Here is a 26,228-nt window from a genome sequence, read left to right as displayed (position 1 = left end):
TTTAATTACGTTGCTTAAATATGATGCAGGAGAAAGATAATGGATTCTAAAAGAATAGCATGGATAGATATCTTTAAAGGAATAGCAATTATTAGTATGGTTATAGGGCACTCATGGTCCCCGTGGACCCCATTTATTTATTTGTTTCATATGCCAGCTTTTCTTTTTATTTCGGGATATACAACAAACTATGACAAATATACATTAACAAAATTTATTTATAAAAGGGTCCAAGGTCTATTAGTACCATATATTTCAATCAATATATTCTTTATTCTAGTGAGAATGGTTCTAAAATATTTTAAGGTAGATTCATTTTTTTATAATGATAGTATTTCTTTTTTTCCTGCAATTAAACAATTTATTCTTCATCTCAGTACAGTTGATTTTGCAGGCGCTACATGGTTTTTAATAGTTTTATTTTTATCAAGTATACTTTCCAAAATAATTTATGATTTTTCTAAGTTAATAAAATATAAGTTTACTATACTCTTATTTACTATGTTATTACTATATTATTTAGCATATCTTTTATTTTCAAATAGAATAATACTACCTTATATGTTTGACTTAATGTTAGTTGGAAGCTTTTATTTTACTCTTGGTTCTATTTTCAAGGAAAAAGAGATTTTTGAAAAAGAAATTAATCATAAGATTGCTATACCTGCAAGTTTATTAATAATGTATTTGTTTGGGCAATTTATACATCCCCAAATGAATTGGCCCACCAGAAGTTTCAGTTCACCTGTGGTAAATTTCGTTACTTCAATCTCGGGTATTTACTTACTTTATATAATTTCGAATGCAATTAAGAAATTTGAATTTTTGGGCAATATATTTGTTTATATTGGCAGGAGAACATTAGCAATATTAATTCTTCATTTTATGGTATTTAGGATTACGTTCGTCATATTCTTTTTACTTGGTCTGTTAGATTTGGGATATTTAAAAGAATTAACACCTCGAGCTAATAATCATTTTTGGCACTTTATCACAATTTCTTCAATTGCATTCATATTGCTGCTAGAAAGAATTTTAGCTAGAAGTAACATAATAAGTTTCTTGTTTCTTGGTAAAAATGCAAACTATAAGAAGAGGATAATTGAATGAAGAATAAAAATACATTAATGAATTGGGAAAAAATAATATTTTTTTTAATTTTAATAGTAACTTTTATATCTAATTATTGGATAGTATCTGTAAGAAACGGGTTTATATTTGATGATTATAGTTGGCTTAACACCGTGAAGTTTAGTGATTATTCTGATATTTTCAACTTTATACCTCAGTCAAAATATAATGATCGTCCAATAGGCACAATTTTTATTAAATTACTATTTGATAGTTTTGGTATGGATTACATTAAACATCATATTTGGTTGCTACTGTTGCATACAATTAACACCATGTTATTATTTTCATTTATTAAAAATGTATTAAAGGCACTAAATGTTAAAGCAATATTTCTTCCCTTAATTATTATTGTGATATTTGGGATTTTTCCTAGGAGTTTGATGGCAGTTCAATGGGAAGCTGCGATCTTTGATTTGTTAGGTGCAACTTTTATTTTACTTGTTCTTAATGTCTATGTTTTAAAAAATTTAATTGTTCAATATAGAGTGTTTCACACAATAATTATAGTTATATTATATTATTTAGCTCTGAGAACAAAAGAAATGGCATTAACATTACCAATTATTTTGTTGATTTACGAAATCATGAAATTATCTATTCTTCATAAATTAAGTTTGAAAGTCATGCTTCGATCTATGAAACAGCACAAATTGTTGATTGTGTTATTTTTGATTATGATCAGTTATTTTTTGTTATTGAATCACTTACCATCGGCAGATAATATGACAGAGGATGTAACTAGTCCTTATTATCTTTCTTTTAATCCTATTGATATATTTATGAGCTTATTAAAATATTTAACTCTATTTTTAAACTATTCCACTGCGGATTTTACATTTACTAAATTCAACAAATTAGTGATAGCTCTTATAGCGGTTTATATGTTTTTGATTTTTATATCTTTGCATTGTTTAATTAAGAAAAAAAATTATACATTAATTTTAGTATGCTTTGCAGTTGCTGCTGCATTCGCACCAGTACTTCCAATGAAAAATATGCAACATGTACTTTATTTGTACATTCCTTCTATGTTTCTGAGTATATTTTTTGGTATTTTACTAAATTATATAGTATCAAGACTTAAATTATCATCTCTTAAAATTTCGTTCATTTTAGTGTTAATATCTTGTGGCTATTTATTAACATTTTCAGAAGGAATATCCGGCTTTAGGGAGTATTGGATGAGTGTTTCTGACAATAATAGAATATCTATTGCTCAACTAAATCAAATTAAAAAACCCGAAAAAGGAGCTACTATATATATTGAAAACATCAAAGATTCTCATAATGTTTTTTATTATGGTCCTGGCTTTGTGAATAATATTATATTTAATGATTCCACTATTAAAACAATATTGAATCCTACGAATATAGATAAACAAAAAAGCCACATAGTGTTAGACTACGATAATGGCTTTGTTACAGAAATAGAAAGAAGAGAGATAAATCAAGAATTGATTATAGAGGAGACTTATCCTAATAAAATTATTGCGGGAGTAGCTTTTAATAAACAGCAAAGCGGAAATTCAGCACTTGCTGTAAAAGGATTAAATATATCAATTGGTACTAAGATTGTAGCTAATGATATTGTGCTTGATACAATAGTATCAAATGACAATGTAGCAACTGCTGTAATTCCCAATAGCATGTTTGAAAATAAAGGTGTTATAAAAATTCAATTGAAAAGTGGTAACCAAATGTCAAAAGAGAAGTTAGTAACAGTTGATTAAAGGGGAGTTCCAAAAATGTTAGATAAAAAAATTACTGTGCTGATTCCAGTTTATAATGAAGAAGAATCTTTAATAATGTTATATGAACGACTTACAAAGGTAATAAACAGATTAAATTATAGATTTGAGTTACTTTTTGTTAATGATGGTAGCAAAGATAGTTCACTTGATATTATCAAAAGCCTTGCGAGAAACGATGGGAAGGTTTCTTATGTTAATTTATCAAGAAACTTTGGGAAAGAAATAGCAATGGCGGCAGGTATTGATCATGCTACTGGAGACGCACTTGTAATTTTAGATGCTGACTTGCAAGATCCTCCTGAATTAATAGAACAAATGATTGAGGAATGGGAGAAAGGTTATGATGATATTTATGCAAAAAGACGATCCCGTAGAGGCGAGACCTTTTTTAAAAAATACACATCGTATATTTACTATAAAGTTCTGCAAAAGAGTACACGGGTACCCATTCAAGTAGATACTGGAGATTTTCGTCTGTTGAGTAAGAGAGCAATAGAAGCTTTAAAAACGATTAAAGAGAGCCAGAGATATACTAAAGGTTTATTTAGTTGGATTGGACTTAATAAAAAAGAAATACTATTTGATCGGGATCCTCGAATCGCTGGAGAGACTAAGTGGAACTATTTAAAATTATTTGAATTGGCAATTGAAGGAATTACATCTTTTACAATAGCACCATTAAGATTAGCTTCTATTTTGGGAATTTGTACATTTATTTTTTCAATGTTGTACATGATATTCCTTTTAATCAGAACAGTTATTTATGGTGATCCTGTAGCTGGATATCCTTCATTAGTAATAATAATTTTGTTTTTAGGTGGAATACAACTGCTTAGTTTGGGGATTATTGGCGAATATATAGGAAGAATTTTTAATGAGACTAAAAAAAGACCTATGTATTTTGTTGAAGAATACAACTTTGATAAAGAATCTATTAGAGAAAATAGCAAGTCAAAATATGTTAAAGTCTAAAAATGGATAAATACTTTTTTTGTTATGCATTTCCAATAACATCAAATTAGGAGATATATTATGAAAGGCATTATTCTCGCAGGAGGAACTGGGTCGCGTCTCTTTCCTCTAACAAAAGTAACAAACAAACATTTGCTCCCTGTCGGTAAGTACCCAATGATCTTTCACTCAGTTGCTAAGCTTAAGGAAGCCGACATCAACGACATACTAATCGTTACAGGTAAAGATCACATGGGTGATGTGGTTAACCTTCTAGGAAGTGGTCGAGAAATGGGGGTAACCTTTACTTATAAAGTTCAGGATGAAGCTGGTGGTATTGCTCAAGCGTTAGATCTCGCTGAACACTTTGTAGTGGATGATCAAATGGTCGTGATCCTTGGAGATAATGTATTTGAAGAGAGTATAGTTCCATTTGTTAATAACTTTAGGGTTCAACGCAAAGGCGCTAAGATTCTCATTCAAGAGGTACAAGATCCTCAAAGATATGGTGTGCCAGAATTGCAGGGAGAGAATATCATCTCGATTGAGGAAAAGCCAAAACATCCAAAAAGTAATTTTGCAGTAACAGGAATCTACATGTATGATAGCTCCGTCTTCGATATTGTTAAGACCCTTAAGCCGTCAGGTCGTGGTGAACTTGAAATAACTGATGTTAATAACGCGTACATTGAAAAAAACGAGCTAACATATGATATCCTTCAAGGCTGGTGGACGGATGCCGGTACACATGCTTCTCTAGCTAAAGCGAATGAGTTGGCTAAAAATATGTTTTTCGGCGAAGAGTTTGGAAAACTTAAATTATAAGAGGTGGCCACGACGTGATTATTATTTCCACGAAGTTAGAAGGATTAATTATTGTAGAACCCGATGTCCATGGGGATAATCGGGGTTTTTTTATGGAGAGTTACAGTCGTGCGAAGTTTAATGAACTTGGAATTAAACATGAATTTATACAGGATAATCACTCATTATCGGTGGAAACCGGCGTCTTACGGGGGCTTCACTATCAACTTAATCCTAAAGCTCAAACAAAGCTCGTCCGAGTAGCATCTGGAGCTATTTATGATGTGGCTGTAGACATTCGTAAAGACTCACCTACATTTGGGCAGTGGGTTGGAGTTATTTTAAGCGAAGCAAACAAGCGCCAACTGCTTGTTCCACAAGGATTTGCTCACGGCTTTTGTACGATTGTCCCCAATACACAAGTGCTCTATAAAGTGGACGAGTATTATTCTCCTGAACATGATAAGGGCATACTTTGGAGCGATCCAGCGATAGGTATAGACTGGCCTACTTCTAAACCAATCCTTTCTGATAAAGATCAAAAGCATCCGCTGCTTAGAGATGCGGAAATTAATTTTTAAGATGGGGGTCTTACACGGATGAAAATACTCGTAACCGGCGGAGCTGGGTTCATCGGCAGCAACTTCGTTCATTATATGTTAGAACGTTATCCTAGCTATCAAATTATTAATCTAGATGCATTAACTTATGCAGGAAATCTGGAGAATCTCAGATCCATCCAAGAGAACAGCAATTATACCTTCGTAAAAGGCGACATCACAGATTCGACGCTTGTGAATAGCCTATTCGAAAAAGGGGTAGATACTGTTGTTCATTGCGCCGCGGAATCACATGTGGATCGAAGCATTCTAGAACCTGATGTTTTCGTGAAAACAAACGTTCTCGGTACGCAAGTATTACTTGAAGCTGCTCGGAAATATGACGTTAAAAAATTCGTCCATGTTTCCACGGATGAAGTTTACGGCACTCTTGGAGAAACAGGTCTTTTCACAGAAGAAACGGCATTGTCTCCTAATAGTCCATACTCCGCAAGTAAAGCAGGTTCGGATCTTCTAGTGCGTTCATATCATGAGACATTTGGCCTTCCAGTAAACATTACTCGTTGTTCTAATAACTATGGACCCTACCAATTCCCAGAAAAGTTAATCCCATTAATGATTGCTAACGCCTTGAATGATAAGTCTCTTCCTGTTTACGGAGATGGCCTTAACATCCGCGATTGGTTATATGTAGAGGACCACTGCAGTGCGATCGATCTCGTTTTGCATAAAGGTATTGACGGTGAAGTTTACAACATCGGTGGGAATAACGAACGAACAAATATTCAAATCGTACAAACGATTCTTCGTGAATTAGGGAAACCTGAGTCATTAATTCAGTATGTTAAAGATCGTCCTGGACATGATCGTCGATATGGTATTGATGCAACGAAGATAACGAAAGAGCTAGGTTGGGAGCCAAAGCATAATTTTGAGACAGGTATTCATGAAACGATTCGTTGGTACCTAGATAATCAGGACTGGTGGAAACGAATTCAGTCAGGTGAGTATCAACAATATTTCGCTCAGCAGTACGGCGAACGCCTAGGAGTTTAGAGATGAAGATTTTAGTGTCAGGGGCTAATGGCCAATTAGGGCAAGATGTCGTAAAAATTTTAGGCACTAATCATGAGGTTCATGGTTTAGGAAGAGAGCAGCTTGATATTACAAATGAGCATCAATGTCTTGAGATTCTGGAATCCCTCAAGCCGGATGTTGTTATTCATAGTGCTGCATATACAGCAGTTGATCTAGCTGAAACGGAAGAAGACTTGGCATATAAAATCAATGCATTTGGGACAAGGAATCTTGCTATTGCTGCTGAAAAATTCGGGGCTAAGTTCTGTTATATCAGCACTGACTACGTTTTTGATGGGACTGGTACAAAACCATATCGAGAATATGATAATACGAGTCCCCAAAGTATTTATGGAAAGTCGAAGAGGGCAGGCGAACAACTAGTCCAAACTCTTTCTACAAAATACTTTATCGTAAGGACATCATGGGTATATGGTGTGTATGGGGCAAACTTTGTGAAAACCATGCTTAAGCTAGCTCAGGATCGCGACAGTTTAAAGGTGGTAAATGATCAGTTTGGATCACCAACCTATACGGTTGACCTTGCGAACTTTTTGGAACAGCTCGTTCAAACTGAGCGTTATGGTATATATCATGCTTCAAACACTGGAGTTTGTTCGTGGTTTGATTTTGCTAGCGCTATTTTCGAGGAAAGCGGGAAGCAGATAAATGTAATTCCATGCTCTACAGAAGAGTTCCCTCGACCTGCACCGAGACCGCGATTCTCGGCGATGGAGCATATGGCCATTCGGGCCAATGGATTTGAAGATTTGAGACCATGGCGTGAGGGACTTCAAGCTTTCTTAGAGGAACTTGGAGTGAGTAATGTACACCGTTAGTATCCATATAGTGACCTACAATAGCTCGGAACACATAGATGACTGCCTAGATGCAGTTATCATGCAATCTTATCCTATAAGTCAAATCATTATTATAGATAATGCATCAAAAGACAACACGCTTGAGAAGCTGCAAAAGTGGACCTCTAAGATTCAACTTGTAAAAAACGCTAAGAACAACGGCTTCGCCGGCGGACACAACCAAGCAATAAAAATGACTGACACAGACTATTGCCTGATTTTGAACCCAGACGTAGTTCTTGATAAAGACTATGTGCTTAAAACAATAGAAGCATTAGAGAACACACCTCGTGCAGGCAGCACCACAGGGAAACTGCTTTTCAAAGCCGATCCAAAGCGCATTGACAGCACAGGGCTTATCATCAACAAGGCTCGAAGAGCATTTGACCGGGGCGCACATCAACTAAGCGATCAATATGAGCAAGCTGAAGAGGTATTCGGCGTCTCAGGTGCCGCGGCCATGTACTCTCGCAAGATGATCAACGATATAAGTTTAGATGGCGAATTTTTCGATGAAGACTTTTTTGCTTATAAAGAAGATGTAGATGTTGCGTGGAGAGCACAGCTGCTTGGTTGGAAGGCTCTGTATGAGCCCTCTGCAGTGGCATTCCATGAACGAGGTTGGAAAGAAGGCGGTAGGAGCAGTAAGCCGCTTTTTGTCAGGAGATTGTCCTACATTAATCGTTATAAAATGATGGTGAAGAACGATACCGTCTCCAATATGAGTAAACACATTGCTCCTCTATTCATATACGAATGTCTTAGTTTTGCTTATGCTCTTGTAAGGGAACCCAAGTTGCTAGCTGCGTGGGCTGACTTCTTCCGTAAGTTTTCGGATCTCCGCAAGAAAAGACATACGATTCTCAGCAAACAAAGAGTATTACCAAGCCAACTGAATAAATGGTTTGAAAAATAAGATTAGCACAAGCTAGTCTTATTTTTTTAGGCTTATTTTAATATACGCATGTTATAATAGGGATATATCGAAATTACAACAAGTGAGGTTTCCCCTTGGATTTATCAATAATCATCGTTAACTACAAAACACATGACCTAACCCTAGCCTGTATAAAATCAGTATTTTCGTCAGTTACAGCATACAAATACGAGATTATTTTAATCGACAATGCCTCGAAAGACGGTATCATTAAGTCCGTTAACGAGCAGTTCCCGCAAGTCATCTGCATCGCAAATAAGGACAACGTAGGCTTCTCAAGGGCTAACAACCAAGGTATTCGTATCGCGAAAGGGAGATACGTGCTGCTCCTGAACTCGGATACCATCGTCCAACAAGACACGCTGGAAACGATGCTAAGTTTCATGGACGAGAACCCCATTGTAGGCGCCAGTGGCTGCAAAATCGTACTACCAGACGGTTCGCTGGACAAAGCATGTAAGCGTGGCTTCCCGACGCCGTCAGCGTCCTTTTATTATGCCTTCGGGTTTTCGAAGCTTTTTCCCAAAATCCCACGCTTCAATCAATACCAATTAGGATACTTGAATCCCGACGAGGAATACGGTATCGATTCCCTAGTAGGTGCCTTCATGTTAATTCGCCGAGAGGCTATTGAACAAGTTGGGATGCTCGATGAGGAATTTTTTATGTATGGTGAGGATATAGATTGGTGTTATAGAATTAAAGAGGCAGGTTGGGTAAATTATTATTACCCGAAGACTCAAATTATCCATTACAAGGGCGCGAGCAGTCGAAGGAAGCCTTACAAAATTATTTATGAGTTTCATCGTGCGATGATTTTATTTCATAATAAACACTATCGCCAGAAGTACTCCTGGCTGACAAATATGGCGGTTTACATAGGTGTAGGCTTGAAGTTCGGGCTATCTTTAGCAAGAAATAAACTAAAACCAACGAGGTGATTTACATTGATTCGACAGAGTCAAGGTTTTTTGACCCAACTTTACGCACTGGCCGACTTTCTTTGTATTCAGCTCGTGTTCTTACTTTCCTGGTGGCTGAAATTTAAAAGTGGCTGGATTCCTTTCGATTCTCCGCTGCCGATTAAACATTATTTGATGTGGAGTGTCAGTTACGCGCTAATCGCGATCTTCATAAGTTATATGACTAATTTTTATACGCCGAAAAGAAAGAAGCAGTTTTCATTTGAGGTATTTAAAATTATTCAAGTACACATTTTCAGTTTGTTATTGCTATTAAGCCTTTTGTTCATTTTAAAAGAAGTAGACGTCTCGCGTTCTTATTTGTTGCTTTTCTTAGTGAACAATATCTTAGCCATTAGCTTTTATCGCTATATGATCAAAATTTCGCTGAAGCGAGTAAGACAGAAGGGCTATAATAAGCAATTCATTCTTATTCTTGGAGCGGGATCGCTCGGTAGACAGTTTTATACGAAGCTCAGACAGCATCCAGAGTTAGGGTATGAGGTTGTGGGATTCCTTGATGATTATCAAGAAAAGCATGAAATTCCTTATCAGAATTATAAGCCGATCATAGGGAAAATTAATGACCTTGAATCGATATTAAATTCAAGCATCGTGGACGAGGTGATTATCGCTCTCCCGTTAGATGCTCACCACAAGTTTGGCAGCATTATCAATGTTTGTGAGAAGGTCGGCGTCAAAACACTGATCATTCCGGACTTTTATGACTTCTTACCGTCGCGTCCTTATTTCGATAATTTTGCGGAGATGCCGCTCATTAATGTGCGTGATATTCCTCTGGATGAGTTCCGGAATCGGCTTTTCAAGCGGGCTTTTGATATCATATTCTCTCTTACCGCAATCATTCTTACAGCGCCAGTCATGGTTGCATCTGTTATTGCGATTAAGTTAACTTCTCAAGGGCCGATTATTTTCAAACAAGAGCGAGTTGGTTTAAACCGTAGGACATTTATGATGTATAAGTTTCGCAGTATGAATGTTTTGTCAGAGAGTGCTTCTAATACGGAATGGACGGTTGAAAATGACCCGCGGCGAACCAAGGTCGGAACGTTCCTCCGCAAAACGAGTTTGGATGAGCTGCCTCAGTTTTTTAATGTGCTTTTTGGGCATATGAGTGTAGTGGGTCCAAGGCCGGAACGTCCTTACTTCGTGGAACAATTTAAGGAAGAGGTTCCGAAGTATATGGTGAAGCATCACATTCGCCCTGGTATTACGGGGTGGGCGCAAAGCAACGGCTTGCGTGGAGACACCTCGATTGAAGAACGGATCAAACACGATATTTTTTACATTGAAAATTGGACTTTTTTATTCGATATCAAAATTATTTGGCGAACGATTATTAATGGTTTTATTAATAAAAATGCGTATTAAATAAATTTTTTCTCATCAACCGCATGATTCGTCAGCATCTTCCCCATACTAGGCATATACTTGATAGTGCGGGGAGGTTTTTTTATGATCGATCATGATGACGCTTACCAAGATGAACGCTTTTCAATTGGCAAAGGTTTGATTGTTGGTGTGGTGTTCGGTTCCCTGATCTGGGCAGGTATTATTACCGGTATTGTGTATATGTGGTGAAAATAAATATAAAAGACTGCTTGGGCTATAGCCTTAGGCAGTTTTTTTGTTTAGGAGGCAGGTTTTGAGGAGCGGGAAGGACTTACCTTTATGACGTCGCGAAGTCCAGCCACAAGCGGTTTCTCAGCTAACCTGTACGACATGTGACATAGCGGCACTACACACATAACAATTATTACATTTGTGAGCAGAGGGCCCAAATAATCGACGAGATGAGTAGCCACACTTAATTTCATTAATATGGAGATAAATATCAGATGGGTTAGTAAAATCGTGTAAGACGCATCCCCTAGTTTGCTGAGAGCAAGAACCCACCGTGGCAACTGAAGCCGCTCAGGTATAGAAGAAGCACCTAGCAGAACAAATATGGCTGGAATGACGTACAGCAGGTAATTGTGATAAGGAGCAAATTGAAATTTGTCATTGATCCATATAAGTAAAAATCCAAACACTCCGATAGAAATCAACCATTTGTAATGTTTACTTTTATGTTGCTCCGCCCATTTGGCCAATAAACAGCCTGTCATAAACTCTAAATTCACATCACTGAAGAGAAAGTTTAAATAGAAATGACGGTCGATATCGGCACTTATCAGCGGTATGCGCAGAAAATGGCATAAAGTTAAGGCAATCCATATGGAAGCGAAAATAAGTGCTGGCTTTCTCCCAAGAGCAAGGAGAAGGCTGAAAGCCAAGTAAAATAGCACAAAATAGCTTAACGACCAAGCCACCGGCAGAACAGGACCTTGCGTTTGTGGGAGCAGCAGGAACGATTTAATAATGGTATCCTTATGAGTCTCAAAACCGTATCCAAAGCTCGGGACAAAGAAATATACGGGCAGCACTACGAGAGTAATTAGCCAGTAAAAGGGATAGATACGTATAAGACGATTAGTTAGATAGGGGAGAACGGTCATTTGGGTTCCGATTTTGTGGCCATATGTATGAAAGAGCAGGAAGCCAGTTAATAAGAAAAAGAAATCTACTCCGCCTGATCTCCCGATGGCACTGACGCCCAGGAAGTCGTATTTATAATACTTAAAGGACATGGCAGAAATGTGGAAAAGTAGGACAAAGAAGGCTGCCGTTCCTCTTGAGGCTTGGAGAGCGATTTTTTGGTTGTTATTCAATGCAATTCCTCCGGGTCATGGAAAGTTCTTCAATAGAACATTTTGCCAGATGACTGTGAAATAAATATGTCTAGAACCTGAAGATGAGCTGAATTTAATTGATTAAACAGGTGAATTCATTTTTTTGAGGGATTCTTTTTGCTCTTCACCTAGGTTATAATTAAAGCACTTAAGTTTTATTGTTTGGAGGAGTTCTAGATGGCTGAAATGACGGATCGTGAGTTTTTAAGTGCCATGCTCGGTAGAATTAATGAAATTGGCGCGGATGTTAAAGCCATTAAAGACAGAGTTGACAATATGGACAGACGCATGGGTAATCTAGAAGACCGCATGGGTAGTATGGAAAACAGCATGGGCAGCATGGAAGATCGTATGGGTAATCTGGATAACAGAATCTCAAAAGTAGACGACACTCTACAGGAAATCAAACAAGTTCAAGTGCAGCAAGGTGAGCAAATTGCAGGAATTGCTGTAACGATGATGGAGCATGCAGCCAGTATTCGTACACTTAAATTAGTGAGATAAATGAGTAAGATTAGACGAATCTGGAGCTAGTCTTATTTTTTTTGCCTAAATCCGTCCAAGCTGGTAGCTTGGCTGCATAATCGTCCAAGTCCCCTCATATGCATGTACTATGTTGATGTTAATCATGAGTGAGGGGATGATCGAATGCGCCGGGTCACATGGATGGTAGCAGTGGTGATGTGCTTAGCATTGGTTCTCGCAGGATGCGGGATAGGCAAGAAAGATGCAGGATCTATCGTAAAGGATTTGGATCATGTGATCAGCAAAGCGGATAGCTATCAGGCTTCAGGCAGCATGATTTTGCACACGGGGTCACAGCCGCAGGAATATCAGGTGGAGGTGGCGTTCTCGCCGGAGCATTTCTACCGGATTTCGCTGACCAATGCATCGAAGGATGTAACGCAAATTGTGCTGCGTAATGAAGAGGGCGTGTTTGTTTTAACGCCGCATCTGAAGAAAAGCTTCCGTTTCCAAAGCGATTGGCCGGAGAATCAAGGACAAGTATACTTGTTCCAATCTCTAGCTAGAAGCATTATCGCGGACAAGGATCGCCAGTTTACAACGGACAATGATACGTACGTGTTCGACGTGGCGGCGAATTATCAGAATGAGCAGCTGTCTCGCCAGAAAATTTGGCTGAATAAAAAGACACTGGCACCAACGCAGGTTCAAGTCTCGGATACGAACCAAAATGTGATGGTGCAGGTGAATTTCACGAAGTTCGAGTTCGATGCGAAGTTTGATAAGGATTTCTTCCAAATGGAGCGCAACATGACGAGCTGGAACATGCAGACATTGCCGACGATGTCCGATGTTAAGGTCACGGATGCTGATCATCCAGCGGCCAGTGTAACGGACAAAAACTTGTCCGCAACAGGCGGGCAATCCGATCAAACTTCCACAGGTACAAAAACGGATGCAACGAAGCCAAATGCCGCTGCAAGCAAACCGCAAAGTATCGGTATTATTGAGCCGAGTTATCTGCCTAAGGATGTCGTGAAGCAGGATATTACGGATATGAAGCTCGGTGAAGACGCGGCTGTTCTTTTGAGATACAAAGGGAAGTACAACTTCAGTATGGTTGAGGTTAGACCTCAGGCGAAGTCGGTGTCTTTGCAGCCAGGTGATATTGTGGATCTGGGCTTCACGATTGGCGTTCTCACAGGGGAAGATAAGAAGACTCTTACTTGGACGAATGACGGCGTAGAGTTCAGATTAACGACAGGCGATTTGCCGACGAATGAAATGATTAAAGTGGCGATGGCAACGGAAGGCCAATCCGGCAAGTAATCAATAAAGATCTGCTCTTAGGAGCAGGTCTTTTTGTCATTTTTTATGCAGAAAAGCTTAAGCTTGACATCCAGAATACAGCTTTTGCACCGATTATCAGAGAAATTTAATGTGGAAAAGTGTGCCAATAGTGAGATGAACGCAAGGAAAAATCATATATTTCGCATAAGAGCAAGATGTACGGCAAATGTACAGGGGCAGTAGCCTTCAGCCGATTTCCAGTTGGAGATGGACATGCGAACAAACATACTCATGAAAAGCGTCGTTCGGATATGACGCGATTTTGCCTTATTTAAGCCCAAAGGACGGTTGACAGTGTTTCGTGACTCGGTTTAACATAGGTTTATCGGTCCTAACGGGTTCGGAATTACTGGAGGGGGAGTCCTGCTGCTCGCATGGAGCGGGCCTTCCCTTGTCCTTTGCATTTGGAAAAAGAGGTGAACGCTGGTGGATGCTTTTTATCGTCCCACGTGGGTTGAAATTTCGTTAGATGCTCTGCGAAGCAACATTGAAGGTTTTCAGAAGATACTGCCGGCAGGAATGAAGCAGATGGCAGTCGTTAAAGCGGATGCGTACGGACACGGGGCTGTAGAAGTATCCAAAGAGGTTTTAGCCGCAGGTGTGGATTACTTGGGTGTGGCGTTTTTTGATGAAGCGCTGGAGCTAAGGAATGCAGGGATTACTGCACCTATTCTGGTGCTCGGCTATACGCCGCCAGAGGGAGTCGAGCGGGCACGAGAGCTTGATGTTACCATAGCGGTCTATAGTTATGATGTCCTCAAGGAATTGCAGGCACAGCAGCAGAAGAAGAAGCTGAAAATCCACATTAAGCTGGATACCGGCATGGGTCGGCTTGGCTTGCATACGGAAGCGGATGCAATTCCATTCATCGAGCAAGCGTTGACGCTGCCGAATGTGGAGGTTGAAGGGTTATTCACGCATTACGCGAATGCGGATGAAGTGGATAAAAGCTATACGCTGGAGCAGTATCGCCGTTTTGAGCGGATTGTGAGCTATTTTACCGATAAAGGTGTAAAGTTTCCATATATACATGCGGGCAACAGCGCAGCGGCTATTGATTTGCCTGGTCTCACGTATTCGATGGTTCGGCTCGGTATTTCAATGTATGGGCTATATCCTTCCAGGGATGTGGATCAAACGAAAATTGCGTTGAAGCCTGTGCTTAGTCTCAAAACGGGTATTGTCCATCTCAAAACATTGCCGCCAGACTCCGGAGTCAGCTATGGAACGATCTATCATACAAAAGGCGAAGAGCAGATCGGCACGCTGCCAATTGGGTATGCGGATGGGTATTCACGAATGCTTTCGGGTAAAGCTGAGGTTCTGGTTCGGGGTAAAAGGGTGCCGGTAGTCGGTCGAATATGTATGGACCAATGTATGATCAACGTGTCCGACGTTAAGGATGTCCAGTCTCTCGATGAGGTTGTGCTGATCGGGGAGCAGGATGGACAACGAATTACAGCTGAAGATATCGCTGATCAGCTAGATACAGTTAATTACGAAGTGATTTGCATGATTTCACATCGGGTCGCACGTGTGTATGTGCGCGGCGGCGAGCGAGTGGATGCCATTAATCCGCTGATGCGTCATCGTTACTAGATCTTGGGTCTCATCTAATTCATGAATTTACCATTTAAAAATGTTCCTTCCTTTAGAGGGATTTTAGAGTAGGCTATCGAATACGTAGTGAAGAATCTTATATCCATAGGTGTAACATATTTGATATACTGGGTGCATATATCTATTGTATAATTTGGTTTTCAAGTTGACATACTGGTAATATTGTCTTTGTATCGTTTCTGGGGGTGCGAGAGTGTGAGCAATGCGCATAATACGAAAAGGATCATGATTAGCTTGCCTGACAATCTGTTGCAAGAAGTGGACGGTATTGTCGAGAAGGAGAACTCCAATCGCAGCGAATTTATTCGCCAGGCAATGAAGCTGTATTTAATTGAACGCAAAAAGCGCAGTCTACGCGAATCCATGCAGCGTGGGTATATGGAGATGGCGAAAATTAATCTCAGCATGGCATCTGAAGCTTTTCAAGCGGAGGAAGAAGCGGACGGAACGCTTGATCGCTTAGTAAGCGGGGTGTAAGAAGTGATTGTGAAACGTGGCGATGTTTTTTTCGCAGATCTTTCGCCGGTAGTAGGGTCGGAGCAGGGAGGAGTTCGTCCTGTTCTAGTGATCCAAAATGATATCGGCAACCGCTTTAGCCCAACCGTGATTGTTGCAGCGATTACAGCTCAAATCCAGAAGGCAAAGCTACCCACGCATGTGGAAATCGACGCGGAGACGCATGGATTCGATCGAGACTCGGTCATTCTGCTCGAACAAATCAGAACGATTGACAAGCAACGGCTTACGGACAAAATTACGCATTTGGATGAAGAGACGATGCGAAAGGTTGACGACGCTTTGCAAATTAGTGTGGGACTGATAGAATTTTGAATAGGATCTGGAACGGACGGGGGTAAGTGGTTCCCTCGTTTTTTGGTTTGCATACATACTTGAATCCAGGTAGAAGTGGGGAATGACTGTGATGATATTGGAAACGATGATGAACAAATGGTTCCACGCAGCAAGCGAAACATCCGGTAACACCGGTGTGGAAAGCACAGCAGAAGAGCAGCCAGGAAGCAAGGGAGCTAAGAACAAATACGAGGAAGAGCCTAAGGAGAAAGTCGTCCTCTCGGAAGAAAAGAAAGCGGAGATCCAAGAGCGAATCTTAAAGCAGATTTCTGCTGAGCTGCAATTGCCCACAGGTAAAGTGAAAACGACGATGGGACTTCTGGATGAGGGGAATACCATTCCTTTTATCGCGCGGTACCGGAAAGAAATGACGGGTGAGCTGGATGAAAACCAGCTGCGAGACATCGAGGAGCGTTTGCAGTATTTACGCAACCTTGAGGATCGCAAGCTGGAGGTCGTGCGTTTGATCGATGAGCAGGGGAAGCTGACGAGTGATCTGCGCAAATCGATTGAAGGCGCTGCAAAGCTGCAAGAAATCGAAGATCTCTATAGACCGTATCGTCAAAAACGGAAAACGAGAGCAAGTGTAGCCAAAGAGCGTGGCCTAGAGCCGCTAGCCGATTGGATCTGGAAGCAGCCTAGACAAGGCTCGCTGGAGCAAGAAGCGGAGCGATACATAAACGCGGACAAGCAGGTAGCAAGCGCTGCAGACGCCATCCAAGGCGCGATGGACATCTTAGCGGAGAACATGGCAGACGATGCTAAGATTAGAGCCTGGGTGCGTAGATACACACAGGATCAAGGGATTTTACATACAGAAGCAAAAGATGCAAAGGCTGAGTCCGTCTATGAGATGTACTATGCTTATCAGGAGCCAGTGAAACGTCTCCCACCTCACCGTATCCTTGCTATCAATCGCGGAGAGCGCGAGGAAATTCTCAAGGTTAACTTGGTCGTTGCGGTAGATAAAATTCATGATTATATAGCTAGGCAGACTATTAAAGGACAATCGATAGTACAAGATGTGCTTCGTGCGATTGTCGAAGATGCTTACAAGCGTCTAATCGCACCGTCCATCGAGCGCGAAGTGCGCGGGGAAATGACAGAGATGGGCGAGGAGCAAGCGATTAAGATTTTCGCAGAAAATCTGCGTAATCTGCTGCTCCAAGCACCCGTCAAAGGGCACGTAGTGCTCGGTGTCGATCCCGCTTACCGGACAGGCTGTAAGCTGGCTGTCATCGACGACACCGGGAAAATGCTTGAAATCGCCGTGACGTACCCAACACCTCCTAATAATAAGGTGGCGGAAGCGAAGGCGAAGTTCAAGCAATTGATCAGCAAGCACGGCGTCGAGCTGATCGTCATTGGGAATGGAACGGCTTCCCGTGAAACGGAGCAGTTTGTGGCGGAGCTGATTGCGGAGATCAAGGAGCAGAAGCTCAAGTACTTGATCGTCAGCGAAGCGGGGGCGAGCGTGTACTCCGCGTCGAAGCTGGCGCAGACGGAGTTCCCTGAGCTCGACGTCGCCGAGCGCAGCGCGATCTCGATTGCGCGGAGGCTGCAAGACCCGCTCGCGGAGCTTGTTAAGATCGAGCCGAAGGCCATCGGCGTCGGGCAGTATCAGCATGACGTTTCGCAGAAGCGTCTGGATGAGAACTTGAAGGCCGTCGTAGAGTCGGCCGTGAACCATGTCGGCGTGGACCTGAACACGGCGTCCCCGTCTTTGCTCTCGTACGTGTCGGGTGTGAACGCGACGCTGGCCAAAAACATCGTCAAGTATCGCGAGGAGCACGGCAAGTTCAATTCCCGACAGGAGCTGTCGAAGGTTCCGCGCCTTGGCGCGAAAACCTTCGAGCAGTGTGTCGGGTTCATGCGGATTCCCGGCGGCGGGAACCCGCTGGACAACACCCCGATCCATCCGGAGTCTTACGACGTGGTGGATCGGCTGTTCAAGGAGCTGCGCATAGAACTGGCGCAACTGGGCTCGCAGCAGCTTCTATCGCTGCTGCAAACGCTGGAGCCGGAGGAGATGGCTCCGAAGCTGGGCGTTGGTGTCCCGACGCTGCGGGACATCTTAGACAGCCTGCAGCGTCCTGGGCGGGATCCGCGGGAAGAAGTCCCCGCGCCGATCTTCCGCACGGACGTGCTTCAGCTGGAGGACCTTGTGCCGGGCATGGAATTGACCGGCACGGTGCGCAATGTTATCGACTTCGGCGCTTTCGTCGATATCGGCATTAAGAACGATGGGCTGGTGCACATCTCCCAGCTCAAGAATGGCTTCGTGAAACATCCAATGGATGTTGTTTCCGTTGGAGACATCGTTCAGGTATGGGTGCTGAACGTGGATCAGAAAAAAGGTCGCGTTGGCTTGACCATGAAAAAGCCGCAGCAATAAGCAATTAGATAGCAGTTGGCGGCGATGAGCTGCCGGCTGCTTTTTTTTTGATTTTTTCTCTATCATCCTCTCATCATTCTAATGTCTTTGTTAATGTCCACATCATCCTCTCCAATCAGAAATTGAAATTAATCCTCATTGGGAGGCTGTCCCACCTCCTTCATGGAATATACAACGGAGTTTTGTTGGCCAACGACCGCAATGAGCATGTCTTCATGCACTAAACGGGTCAGCCATTCGGCCGCTACGCGATAAGGGACATTACATTCGGCAGCGATGTCCTGGATGCGAATCAGGCCATTACAGCGACTCGCAACGCCTAGAATAACCTGCTTCCTTAACTCCCACAGAAATGGTGTATAAGAGGTTGGGTTGTTAGGTACGGAATAAGATGATTTCCTTTCATGCAGCAAATACACGTTGTTTGCTTGAATTTTTTTCGTTCTGCGACGCAAAACCATAGATCTTCAGCTCCCTTTATACATGTTTAGATAACAAAAAAACACACCGACCCGCAGATTATTCTGCTGAATCGAGTGTGCTTCACTCGGACGGACTATTACATTTATTTACAGTATAGTGGGCTCATTTCAAATATGCAACATATTTTTCATTTATGCTTGCTGCTTCTATGTACCGGTTATGGCAAAAAAGCCAGCACCTGTCTCAAACAAGTACTAGCCCTTTTATCAGAATTTACGTTTGCCCGGTCCGTCCGTCGATTGGGTGTCAGGCCACTCCTCTTGTGAGCGGCGGGTGCGGTAAAAGTACCAGCTATCATTCAGCAATCGGATTTGTCTGCGGTTTTTGTTCTGGAAGGCCCGCATTAATTGATTACAGAGCCATTGCGGCATATGCCCATCCCCTTCTTCGCCATGTACTTATAGCATATGAAGGAAAGGGGAGTAGGGTGCAGGTCCTTATGACATTAAGCTTCAAATTCCTCTTCGTACCACTGTTCGAGCTGTGCTTGAAGGGCGCGGATTTCAGTTAGCAGCGAAACCAGCGGATAGGCTTTCTCCTGAATCCCGGCAAAGGATTGTTCCAAACGATTGATATACTCTAGTCCTTGGATAAGCGTATACGTCGTGCCGATTAGCTCCAAATCATCACATTCTGCAATCACTCTAGGAAGCTGAGGGACATCATCTGCAGTCAGTTTATCTAATTCTTTGTGCAATCTTTGATTCAGTGCTGTGAGTTGATAGGAATAAGAAGATGGCATCGCAACAAATTCTACTTGCTGGTCGAGCTTGAGAATGGCGTATCGCATTTGTGGCATTTGATTGTTCAAATCCTCTCTGTATAAAGCTTTCGATCTTTCTTTTCTACTTGACAGTATAGCCGTACATACGGTACAAATTCAAGTGAGAACTTGTCTAAGCATTGCTTACGATTTAAGTTTCTAATGAAAACTCTAAGGAGCGTAGGGGATGGAGGATCAGGAACTTCAGGAGTGGATTGAGCAGATTTCTTTGGCGTCGTTCGGAAGGCCGTTTGTTCATCAAGCGCGTTTTAACCGAAGATTGCGGTCGACGGGAGGACGCTATTTTACCAAATCCCATGATATTGAAATCTCTTGGATGCAGTGGGAGACGTTTGGCCGTGATGAAATTGAGAAGATCATTAAACATGAACTTTGCCATTATCATTTACATATATTAAAAAGAGGTTATAAGCACCGCGATCATGATTTTAAGTCGCTGCTCGCGCAGGTTGGAGGTTCCCGCTTCTGTCAATCGCTGCCTCAGGCACGTCAGAAAAGAGCGTATAAATACCGCCTGGAGTGCGTTAATTGCAAAACGGAGTATTTCCGAAAGAGAAAAGTGGATGTTCGCAAGTATGCCTGCGGAAAGTGTAAGGGAAAATTGAAATCGTATACACTTGACTTACCAACGTCTTCATAATAAAATAAAAGTTATTCATTCCCTGATAGCTCAGTTGGTAGAGCACTCGACTGTTAATCGAGTTGTCACAGGTTCGAGTCCTGTTCGGGGAGCCATATCTTTGGAGAGATACCCAAGTGGCTATAAGGGGACCCTCTGCTAAGGGGTTAGACTGCGTAAGTGGTGCGAGGGTTCGAATCCCTCTCTCTCCGTATGGTTTTGGAAATAAGCTCAGATGGCGTTTGCGCCGTTTGGGCTTATTTTTTTGCCGAACATGTAGGGATTATCCGGTTACATGTCTTATGTCTCGTGTCTCGTGCCTCGCTTCGCAAGCTGATAAAGGAACATCAGCAGAAATTAGACATATAGCTTGTGGAAGGAAACTGTGGGACGCTATTTCGGGCTTTATGGGGTGAAATAGCACCATTTTGCTGAAATAAGATCCTGCAGTTCCTCCCGGCACCCAAACCCTTGCTATTCTCCCAAATAACGTCCCACAGTTCCGCTAAGGGGTCGAGGAGGCATGTCTAGTCGTATTGGCAAAGTATGACTCCGTTGATCTTAATAGTCAGAACCAATGTTTGCGTTTAAAAAAGTACCACATCAAGAAGCCGATGCCAATCATCAAAATCCAGACGTACAAGTAGCCATAGTCCCAGCCTAGCTCGGGAATGATTTTGAAATTCATGCCGTAGACACCAACAATGAAGGTAAGCGGCAGAAAAATCGTACTGAAAATCGTCAGTGTTTTCATAATTTCGTTCATGCGATCGGATTTCATGCTCATCTGAAGCTCAAGGAGCCCAGTCAGCGATTCACGAAAAATGTCCAAAGAATCTACGACACGTGAGATATGGTCCATAATATCCAGGAAGTAGACATCATCTTCTTCGCGTGTGTAGGGGAAAGAGTGGTGAGCAATAGCCGCCAGAGTAATTCGTTCATCGACAATGACTCGGCGCAGCTGATGCATAATCCTTTTCAGTTGGAAAATATCCTGTGCAATGCGAATCGCAGGGTTCTGATACACGGCCTGTTCCATACTGTCCAGACGATCGTCCAGATGTTCCACGATGACGGTATAATCGTCAACACAGCGATCCAGAATGGCATGCAGGATTGCGCCAGGATGACTGAATCGTTCAGGCACTTCTTGGCACATGTGGAAGAGCTGATCGATGAAAGGAAGCTTATCTTTGTAAACGGTAATAACAAAATTAGAGCCGATCACGATCGCAATTTCCTGGGGCTCCAACTCCTCAGATACCGCGAAAAAGGTTAGGAAGATATGATTTTTATACGTATCCATCTTCGGTCGTTGGTTTAGCTTGATGGCATCCTCGACGAGGAGCGGGTGGCACTTGAATAGATCACCAAGGACATGCTTGACTTCCTCCGGTGTGGGGTTCTCCATTTGGACCCAAACGACTTCATTCGGGGCTGGAATGCGAACCTTTTCCTCGTGGACGGTTGCTTGAGTAGATTCATATATGAGCATGGATGACAAACCAAACACCTCGGTAGGTTGAATTGGTTTCAGCATACCATATTTGTCCGGAAGCGATCCAGATTTTGCACTTGTCAATTGAGATATGATCCTTTATAATAACAATTGTCGTCAAAATGGGCTGCACAAGCTTAGTGACTTTCGTGGCCCGTTGGTCAAGTGGTTAAGACACCTCCCTTTCACGGAGGTAACAGGGGTTCGAGTCCCCTACGGGTCAGTTATTTTTATCCTCTTATGCGGTCGTGGTGGAACGGCAGACACACCATCTTGAGGGGGTGGCGCTCACAAGGCGTGAGGGTTCAAATCCCTCCGACCGCATCCCAAGAAAAAATCTGAAATTCCTTGATAGTTAAGGAATTTCAGATTTTTTTGTTTTTGTATTAACATGTGGGAAATGAGCCTCCGGTAGAAGTTAACGTCGCAAAACAAGCTTAACGCTGGCGTGGGAGCTACTGCAAAAAGTACAGCAAATAATCTCACTTTTGCCGTAGGTTATTCCTTGCCTTTTACCCGACATATGCAGAAATCGGCAATTTAGCTGTACTTTTTGCAGGATATGAGTCCAAATCGCTGGCTTCCGCCGAATTTGCTGTACTTTTTGCATGATTTGCATTTATGGTGCCCTATCCAAATTGTGCCCCCGCCACAACATCTCCCTCTCCTTTCATGTATAAAGTATTTTGAATAAACACATAATTCCGACTAAAAACACATGTGAATTTTTTGTAAGTGCCAATATAATGAAAACTATCATGGGCCCATGATAATAAAGTTTATAGAGAGGGGCTACTTCATTTGAAAGCACTTTCGAATAACTCCGGTATTTTTCGCAAACGGAGCGCGATTACGATGGTTGGAGCTTTGATGTCTGTTGTTATGTTAGCCGGCTGTGGTAATTCTTCAAATGGTCCTAAAGCAACGTCCACTTCAAGTACTTCGGCCACTGAGCCCATTCATATTCTTCTGTCCCATTCCGAATTCGCCTATGCGAAACAAGCCAAAGAAGACGATATCTACAAGAAAGAACTGAACCGTTTATCAGGTTTCAATGTTAAGTATGATTTCTTGGGACATAGCGATTATGCCCAGCAGTTATCCCTTCGCTTTGCATCTGGTGATCTAGCCGACTTGATCCGCACAGACAGTGTAGTATCTACCATTCACAGCGGTGCTGTCGATCAAGGTGTTTTTCTCGAACTCGGTCCCCTCATTGATAAATACGCGCCTACACTAAAAAAGAAAATACCTGCAGAATTCTGGAAAAGTCCTCGTATTTCTAAGGACGGTAAAATTTATGGCATCCCAGTTACCCGTGGGGTACCAGCGGATCGTTCTATTTTCATCCGCCAGGACTGGCTTGATAAGCTGAAAATGGATGCGCCTAAGACGCTTGATGAGTACTTAGCCTTCTTCGAAGCGGTTAAAAAAGAAGATATGAACGGCAACGGCGATCCCAATGATGAGTATGGCTTAGGCATGTTCAACAATATTATTTGGACGGATATTTTCACACCTGCCTTCGGTGTTCATACGAACAAGTGGAGTCTCAAGAATGGCCAACTCGTTCCTGACATCATCGATCCAAGAATGAAGGAAGCGATCGCTTTCTATAAGCAGCTATATGATAAAGGCTACATTAATCCCAATTTGTTCGTGAAAAAAGAAGATGAGCAGAATGCTTCCATTGCTAAAGGGGAAGTTGGTGTTTGGGGCGCTGCTGTTTACCAATACTTGGCTGGGTACGGCAAGGATAATGCAGCCAAAACGTTTCTTAACCAACCGACGGCCTCTGTTAGCATGATTGCACCTCCACAAGGCCCACGTGGTGATAAGGGAATGGCGCTGCAATCGGATGAGATTTATTTCGTATGGGTGATTCCGGCCAAGACCAAAAATCCAGAGAACATCATTAAGTACCTGGAGTGGGCTTACAGCAGTCCTGACGCTGATCAATTTTTTGCGTATGGCATAAAAGGGCAAAACTTCTCGGAAGAAAACGGACAGATTAAGTACGATATTAATCAGCCGGTCAATGTTGAGAAGAATGCTTTCCAAATGTATCAGGTTTCTCTGAACCCGCGTGAAATTGGATTTGCAGCTCCACTTGTGCTTAAGGCTCTGCCCGAGTCTGATAAAATCACAAAGGGTTATGCCACGTCCAAAGATAGTCTTATCCCGAATGAAGCTAAATACATGCCTCGCTTGGAGTCACTCGCAAGCCATCCGGAATTAAATATTGGCGCTGCCCAAGGCACGCTATTCCTGGATATGTTTGCTAAGGTACTTACGGGACGTGAACCGCTTGATTCCGCGTTCGACAACTTCGTGGTTGAATGGAAGAAACGAGGCGGCGATGCTGCTATTAAAGAAGCGACAGAATGGTATAACAAGTTTAATAACAAATAATGATTGAACCCAGCTAAGCGTGGATCGAGTGTAGGTCTGACTTGGATCTCATGTTGCTCGATCCACATCATTTCAACAAAGGGGGAGAACGCCCTGTTTGCACAGATCCGACTCAAAGAATCCTGGGTGCTTATTCTCATGGCAATCCCCGGTTTAGTCTACTTTTTCACTTTCAAATACATCCCTCTGGTTGGCAATATCATTGCTTTTCAGAATTACAATCTATTTCAAGGGTTTACTCACAGCAAATGGGTGGGGCTGGATCATTTTCTGACGTTGTTCCGATATGATGATTTCTGGATTATTATGCGCAACTCATTAAAACTCGGGCTTTACTCCATTATATTTGGTTTTCCCGCACCATTGATTCTAGCCTTATTGTTGAACGAATTACGGGCTATGTGGTTGAAACGTCCACTTCAGACGATGCTGTATTTACCGCATTTCCTTTCATGGGTCATTGTAGGCGGGATCTTTACTAATCTTCTTGATGCTAAGGGCTGGATGAATCAGCTGCTTCATCATTTTGGCCTCGGGCCCTTTGACTTTTTGGGGAATTCCACAACGTTCCTTGGAACGATAATATCTATTAGCATTTGGAAAGAAATTGGATGGGGAACTATCATCTATTTGGCTGCGCTTGCCGGAATTAATCCGAGCTTGTATGAGGCTGCTACGGTAGATGGAGCTAGTCGGATTCGGCAAATATGGTCGATTACGCTGCCATCGCTTATGCCGGCAATCATTGTTCTACTGCTTCTTAGAGTAGGGAATCTATTAGATGCCAATATTGAGCAAATGCTAATGTTCCTAAATCCGCTTGTGCGGGATGTTGGTGAAGTATTTGACACGTATATTTATAGAGTTGGTTTACTAGACAGTCAGTATAGTTATTCCACCGCTATCGGAGTGTTTAAATCAGTAATTGGCTTGATCCTGTTGACTTTGGTTAACACATTAAGCAAAAAGACGACGGGTGAAAGTGTTTATTAGACAAACAGGAGGGGATTGACCTGAGAATCGCTCGTTCCTTTCAATGGTTTTCAGTTGTAAATATAGCTGTCTTAGTTGTAACCAGTTTGAGCATGATTGCGCCTTTAATTCATTTATTGGCGGTGTCGCTAAGCCTCCCAGAATATGCGAATGCCAAATTGGTAGGGCTTTGGCCCAAAGGCATGCAGTTTGATGTCTATGGATCTATTTTTGCGTTAGATGAGATTTGGAAAGCCATGGGAGTAAGCATTTATATTACTGTCATCGGAACGCTTGTGACGCTGCTGCTTTGTTCGCTCTTAGCCTACACGCTTACGAGGCCAATGATGCCAGGGCGGCAAATCATCATGAAGCTGATTGTCGTTACGTTCGTTTTTCCTGTACCGTTGATTCCGAGTTACTTGCTAGTCAAGCAGCTGGGGATGATTAATTCGCTATGGTCACTTATTATTCCTGGGGCTATGAGCGCATTCTATGTACTTATCATTCGTACTTTTTTTAAAGCACTTCCCGGGGAATTGTTTGAAGCAGCCAAAATGGATGGTTGTGGGGAACTGAGCATTTACGCTCGCATTGTATTGCCATTATCGATGCCCGTACTCGCTACCATCACCTTATTTCATACGGTCAGCCAATGGAATTCCTATTTCTCAGCTACGATTTACATTCGTTCGCGAGACTTGTATCCACTTCAGGTTCTGCTGCGTAATCTCATTGTAGACAATGGTGCCAATACCGGAATGAGTGATTTCCAAATGAGTACGCAGTTTACGCCAGAAATGATGAAAGCGGGCATTGTACTGGTCGCTACCTTGCCGATTCTAATCGTATATCCGCTTCTTCAAAAGCATTTCGTTAAAGGCGCTATGCTGGGCTCGGTCAAAGAATAGATAAGGGTATCTTGATTTCGTAAAATAAGTTATTTTTATAGTAGACAACTTAGAAGCACAGACGGAAGAAAAAGG

General features: G+C 42.1%; 26 protein-coding genes and 4 tRNA genes. 25 read left to right on the top strand and 5 right to left on the bottom strand.

The genetic code is table 11. The features are described 5' to 3' along the window. The first annotated feature begins 39 nt into the window (after positions 1-39). The 11 genes from GQF01_RS16665 (at position 40) to GQF01_RS36650 (ending at position 10,638) form a co-directional block, all read left to right on the top strand. Positions 40-1,110, top strand: coding sequence for an acyltransferase family protein (locus GQF01_RS16665; RefSeq protein ID WP_161407862.1), 1,071 nt, complete (start codon positions 40-42; stop codon positions 1,108-1,110). After that, on the top strand, positions 1,107-2,864 hold the full coding sequence (locus GQF01_RS16660; RefSeq protein ID WP_161407861.1) for a hypothetical protein: 1,758 nt from the start codon (positions 1,107-1,109) through the stop codon (positions 2,862-2,864). The genes GQF01_RS16665 and GQF01_RS16660 overlap by 4 nt, the downstream gene beginning before the upstream one ends. A 15-nt stretch (positions 2,865-2,879) precedes the next feature. Beyond that, a complete protein-coding gene (locus GQF01_RS16655; protein ID WP_161407860.1) occupies positions 2,880-3,857 on the top strand; it encodes a glycosyltransferase family 2 protein in 978 nt (325 codons plus the stop codon). Positions 3,858-3,917: 60 nt separating this feature from the next. Next, the gene (locus tag GQF01_RS16650; protein WP_161407859.1) at positions 3,918-4,661 is read left to right on the top strand and encodes a sugar phosphate nucleotidyltransferase; all 744 of its coding nucleotides are present in this window, start codon (positions 3,918-3,920) and stop codon (positions 4,659-4,661) included. A 14-nt stretch (positions 4,662-4,675) separates the two neighbouring features. Next, on the top strand, positions 4,676-5,221 hold the full coding sequence (rfbC, locus tag GQF01_RS16645; protein WP_161407858.1) for a dTDP-4-dehydrorhamnose 3,5-epimerase: 546 nt from the start codon (positions 4,676-4,678) through the stop codon (positions 5,219-5,221). 18 nt (positions 5,222-5,239) lie between these two features. Beyond that, positions 5,240-6,256: a dTDP-glucose 4,6-dehydratase gene (rfbB, locus tag GQF01_RS16640; protein ID WP_161407857.1), complete on the top strand. Its 1,017-nt coding sequence runs from the start codon at positions 5,240-5,242 to the stop codon at positions 6,254-6,256. Positions 6,257-6,258: 2 nt separating this feature from the next. Then, complete coding sequence (gene rfbD, locus GQF01_RS16635) at positions 6,259-7,116, top strand: dTDP-4-dehydrorhamnose reductase (protein ID WP_161407856.1); 858 nt, start codon at positions 6,259-6,261, stop codon at positions 7,114-7,116. Continuing rightward, complete coding sequence (locus GQF01_RS16630; RefSeq protein WP_161407855.1) at positions 7,103-8,053, top strand: glycosyltransferase family 2 protein; 951 nt, start codon at positions 7,103-7,105, stop codon at positions 8,051-8,053. The genes rfbD and GQF01_RS16630 overlap by 14 nt, the downstream gene beginning before the upstream one ends. Positions 8,054-8,148: 95 nt before the next feature. Then, positions 8,149-9,015, top strand: a complete 867-nt coding sequence (locus GQF01_RS16625) for a glycosyltransferase family 2 protein (RefSeq protein ID WP_161407854.1) — start codon at positions 8,149-8,151, stop codon at positions 9,013-9,015. A gap of 6 nt (positions 9,016-9,021) precedes the next feature. Then, a complete protein-coding gene (locus GQF01_RS16620; RefSeq protein WP_161407853.1) occupies positions 9,022-10,428 on the top strand; it encodes an undecaprenyl-phosphate glucose phosphotransferase in 1,407 nt (468 codons plus the stop codon). Positions 10,429-10,512: 84 nt separating this feature from the next. Continuing rightward, positions 10,513-10,638, top strand: coding sequence for a hypothetical protein (locus GQF01_RS36650; protein ID WP_268894366.1), 126 nt, complete (start codon positions 10,513-10,515; stop codon positions 10,636-10,638). Between the two features lie 50 nt (positions 10,639-10,688). Here GQF01_RS36650 and GQF01_RS16615 read toward each other — a convergent pair whose 3' ends face one another. After that, a complete protein-coding gene (locus GQF01_RS16615; RefSeq protein WP_161407852.1) occupies positions 10,689-11,768 on the bottom strand; it encodes an acyltransferase family protein in 1,080 nt (359 codons plus the stop codon). 198 nt (positions 11,769-11,966) lie between these two features. On the opposite strand from GQF01_RS16615, the gene GQF01_RS16610 reads away from it, so the two are divergent. The 6 genes from GQF01_RS16610 (at position 11,967) to GQF01_RS16585 (ending at position 18,471) form a co-directional block, all read left to right on the top strand. Then, positions 11,967-12,293, top strand: coding sequence for a hypothetical protein (locus tag GQF01_RS16610; protein ID WP_161407851.1), 327 nt, complete (start codon positions 11,967-11,969; stop codon positions 12,291-12,293). Between the two features lie 144 nt (positions 12,294-12,437). Beyond that, positions 12,438-13,583: an outer membrane lipoprotein-sorting protein gene (locus GQF01_RS16605; RefSeq protein ID WP_161407850.1), complete on the top strand. Its 1,146-nt coding sequence runs from the start codon at positions 12,438-12,440 to the stop codon at positions 13,581-13,583. A gap of 447 nt (positions 13,584-14,030) precedes the next feature. Beyond that, a complete protein-coding gene (gene alr, locus GQF01_RS16600; RefSeq protein WP_161407849.1) occupies positions 14,031-15,203 on the top strand; it encodes an alanine racemase in 1,173 nt (390 codons plus the stop codon). Between the two features lie 216 nt (positions 15,204-15,419). After that, on the top strand, positions 15,420-15,701 hold the full coding sequence (locus tag GQF01_RS16595) for a CopG family ribbon-helix-helix protein (RefSeq protein WP_028553892.1): 282 nt from the start codon (positions 15,420-15,422) through the stop codon (positions 15,699-15,701). A 3-nt stretch (positions 15,702-15,704) separates the two neighbouring features. Further along, entirely contained in the window at positions 15,705-16,055 is a 351-nt protein-coding gene (locus tag GQF01_RS16590; RefSeq protein ID WP_028553893.1) for a type II toxin-antitoxin system PemK/MazF family toxin, read from the top strand. Between the two features lie 82 nt (positions 16,056-16,137). After that, positions 16,138-18,471: a Tex family protein gene (locus GQF01_RS16585; protein ID WP_235959825.1), complete on the top strand. Its 2,334-nt coding sequence runs from the start codon at positions 16,138-16,140 to the stop codon at positions 18,469-18,471. Positions 18,472-18,599: 128 nt separating this feature from the next. Here GQF01_RS16585 and GQF01_RS16580 read toward each other — a convergent pair whose 3' ends face one another. The 3 genes from GQF01_RS16580 to GQF01_RS16570 all read right to left on the bottom strand — a co-directional run bounded on the left by GQF01_RS16580 (position 18,600) and on the right by GQF01_RS16570 (position 19,753). Next, positions 18,600-18,932 carry a hypothetical protein gene (locus tag GQF01_RS16580; RefSeq protein WP_161407848.1) on the bottom strand — a complete coding sequence of 111 codons (333 nt, stop codon included), beginning with the start codon at positions 18,930-18,932 and terminating at the stop codon, positions 18,600-18,602. 228 nt (positions 18,933-19,160) lie between these two features. After that, positions 19,161-19,325: a cortex morphogenetic protein CmpA gene (gene cmpA, locus GQF01_RS16575; RefSeq protein WP_090818813.1), complete on the bottom strand. Its 165-nt coding sequence runs from the start codon at positions 19,323-19,325 to the stop codon at positions 19,161-19,163. A gap of 74 nt (positions 19,326-19,399) precedes the next feature. Further along, positions 19,400-19,753: a hydrolase/acyltransferase gene (locus GQF01_RS16570; RefSeq protein ID WP_161407847.1), complete on the bottom strand. Its 354-nt coding sequence runs from the start codon at positions 19,751-19,753 to the stop codon at positions 19,400-19,402. A gap of 151 nt (positions 19,754-19,904) precedes the next feature. Here GQF01_RS16570 and GQF01_RS16565 point away from each other — a divergent pair, with 151 nt between their 5' ends. The 3 genes from GQF01_RS16565 (at position 19,905) to GQF01_RS16555 (ending at position 20,569) form a co-directional block, all read left to right on the top strand. Next, positions 19,905-20,378 (top strand): SprT family protein, encoded by a 474-nt coding sequence (locus GQF01_RS16565; protein ID WP_161407846.1) that lies wholly within the window; start codon positions 19,905-19,907, stop codon positions 20,376-20,378. A gap of 19 nt (positions 20,379-20,397) precedes the next feature. Next, positions 20,398-20,473 (top strand) — tRNA-Asn (locus GQF01_RS16560). Positions 20,474-20,480: 7 nt separating this feature from the next. Next, positions 20,481-20,569 (top strand) — tRNA-Ser (locus tag GQF01_RS16555). Between the two features lie 356 nt (positions 20,570-20,925). On the opposite strand, the gene corA is transcribed toward GQF01_RS16555, so the two are convergent. Further along, on the bottom strand, positions 20,926-21,942 hold the full coding sequence (corA, locus tag GQF01_RS16550; RefSeq protein WP_235959818.1) for a magnesium/cobalt transporter CorA: 1,017 nt from the start codon (positions 21,940-21,942) through the stop codon (positions 20,926-20,928). A gap of 67 nt (positions 21,943-22,009) precedes the next feature. On the opposite strand from corA, the gene GQF01_RS16545 reads away from it, so the two are divergent. The 5 genes from GQF01_RS16545 to GQF01_RS16525 all read left to right on the top strand — a co-directional run bounded on the left by GQF01_RS16545 (position 22,010) and on the right by GQF01_RS16525 (position 26,153). Next, positions 22,010-22,081: transfer RNA gene (locus GQF01_RS16545), tRNA-Glu, on the top strand. A gap of 19 nt (positions 22,082-22,100) precedes the next feature. Next, positions 22,101-22,182: transfer RNA gene (locus GQF01_RS16540), tRNA-Leu, on the top strand. 477 nt (positions 22,183-22,659) lie between these two features. Then, complete coding sequence (locus tag GQF01_RS16535; protein WP_161407845.1) at positions 22,660-24,270, top strand: extracellular solute-binding protein; 1,611 nt, start codon at positions 22,660-22,662, stop codon at positions 24,268-24,270. Positions 24,271-24,408: 138 nt separating this feature from the next. Then, the gene (locus GQF01_RS16530; protein ID WP_161407844.1) at positions 24,409-25,263 is read left to right on the top strand and encodes an ABC transporter permease; all 855 of its coding nucleotides are present in this window, start codon (positions 24,409-24,411) and stop codon (positions 25,261-25,263) included. Positions 25,264-25,355: 92 nt separating this feature from the next. Further along, the gene (locus GQF01_RS16525; protein ID WP_161407843.1) at positions 25,356-26,153 is read left to right on the top strand and encodes a carbohydrate ABC transporter permease; all 798 of its coding nucleotides are present in this window, start codon (positions 25,356-25,358) and stop codon (positions 26,151-26,153) included. The last annotated feature ends 75 nt before the right edge of the window (positions 26,154-26,228 follow it).

Origin of the sequence: Paenibacillus silvestris (assembly GCF_009882985.1) — a bacterium.
GTDB lineage: Bacteria > Bacillota > Bacilli > Paenibacillales > NBRC-103111 > Paenibacillus_E > Paenibacillus_E silvestris.
This window is presented reverse-complemented; position numbering and strand designations above follow the sequence as displayed.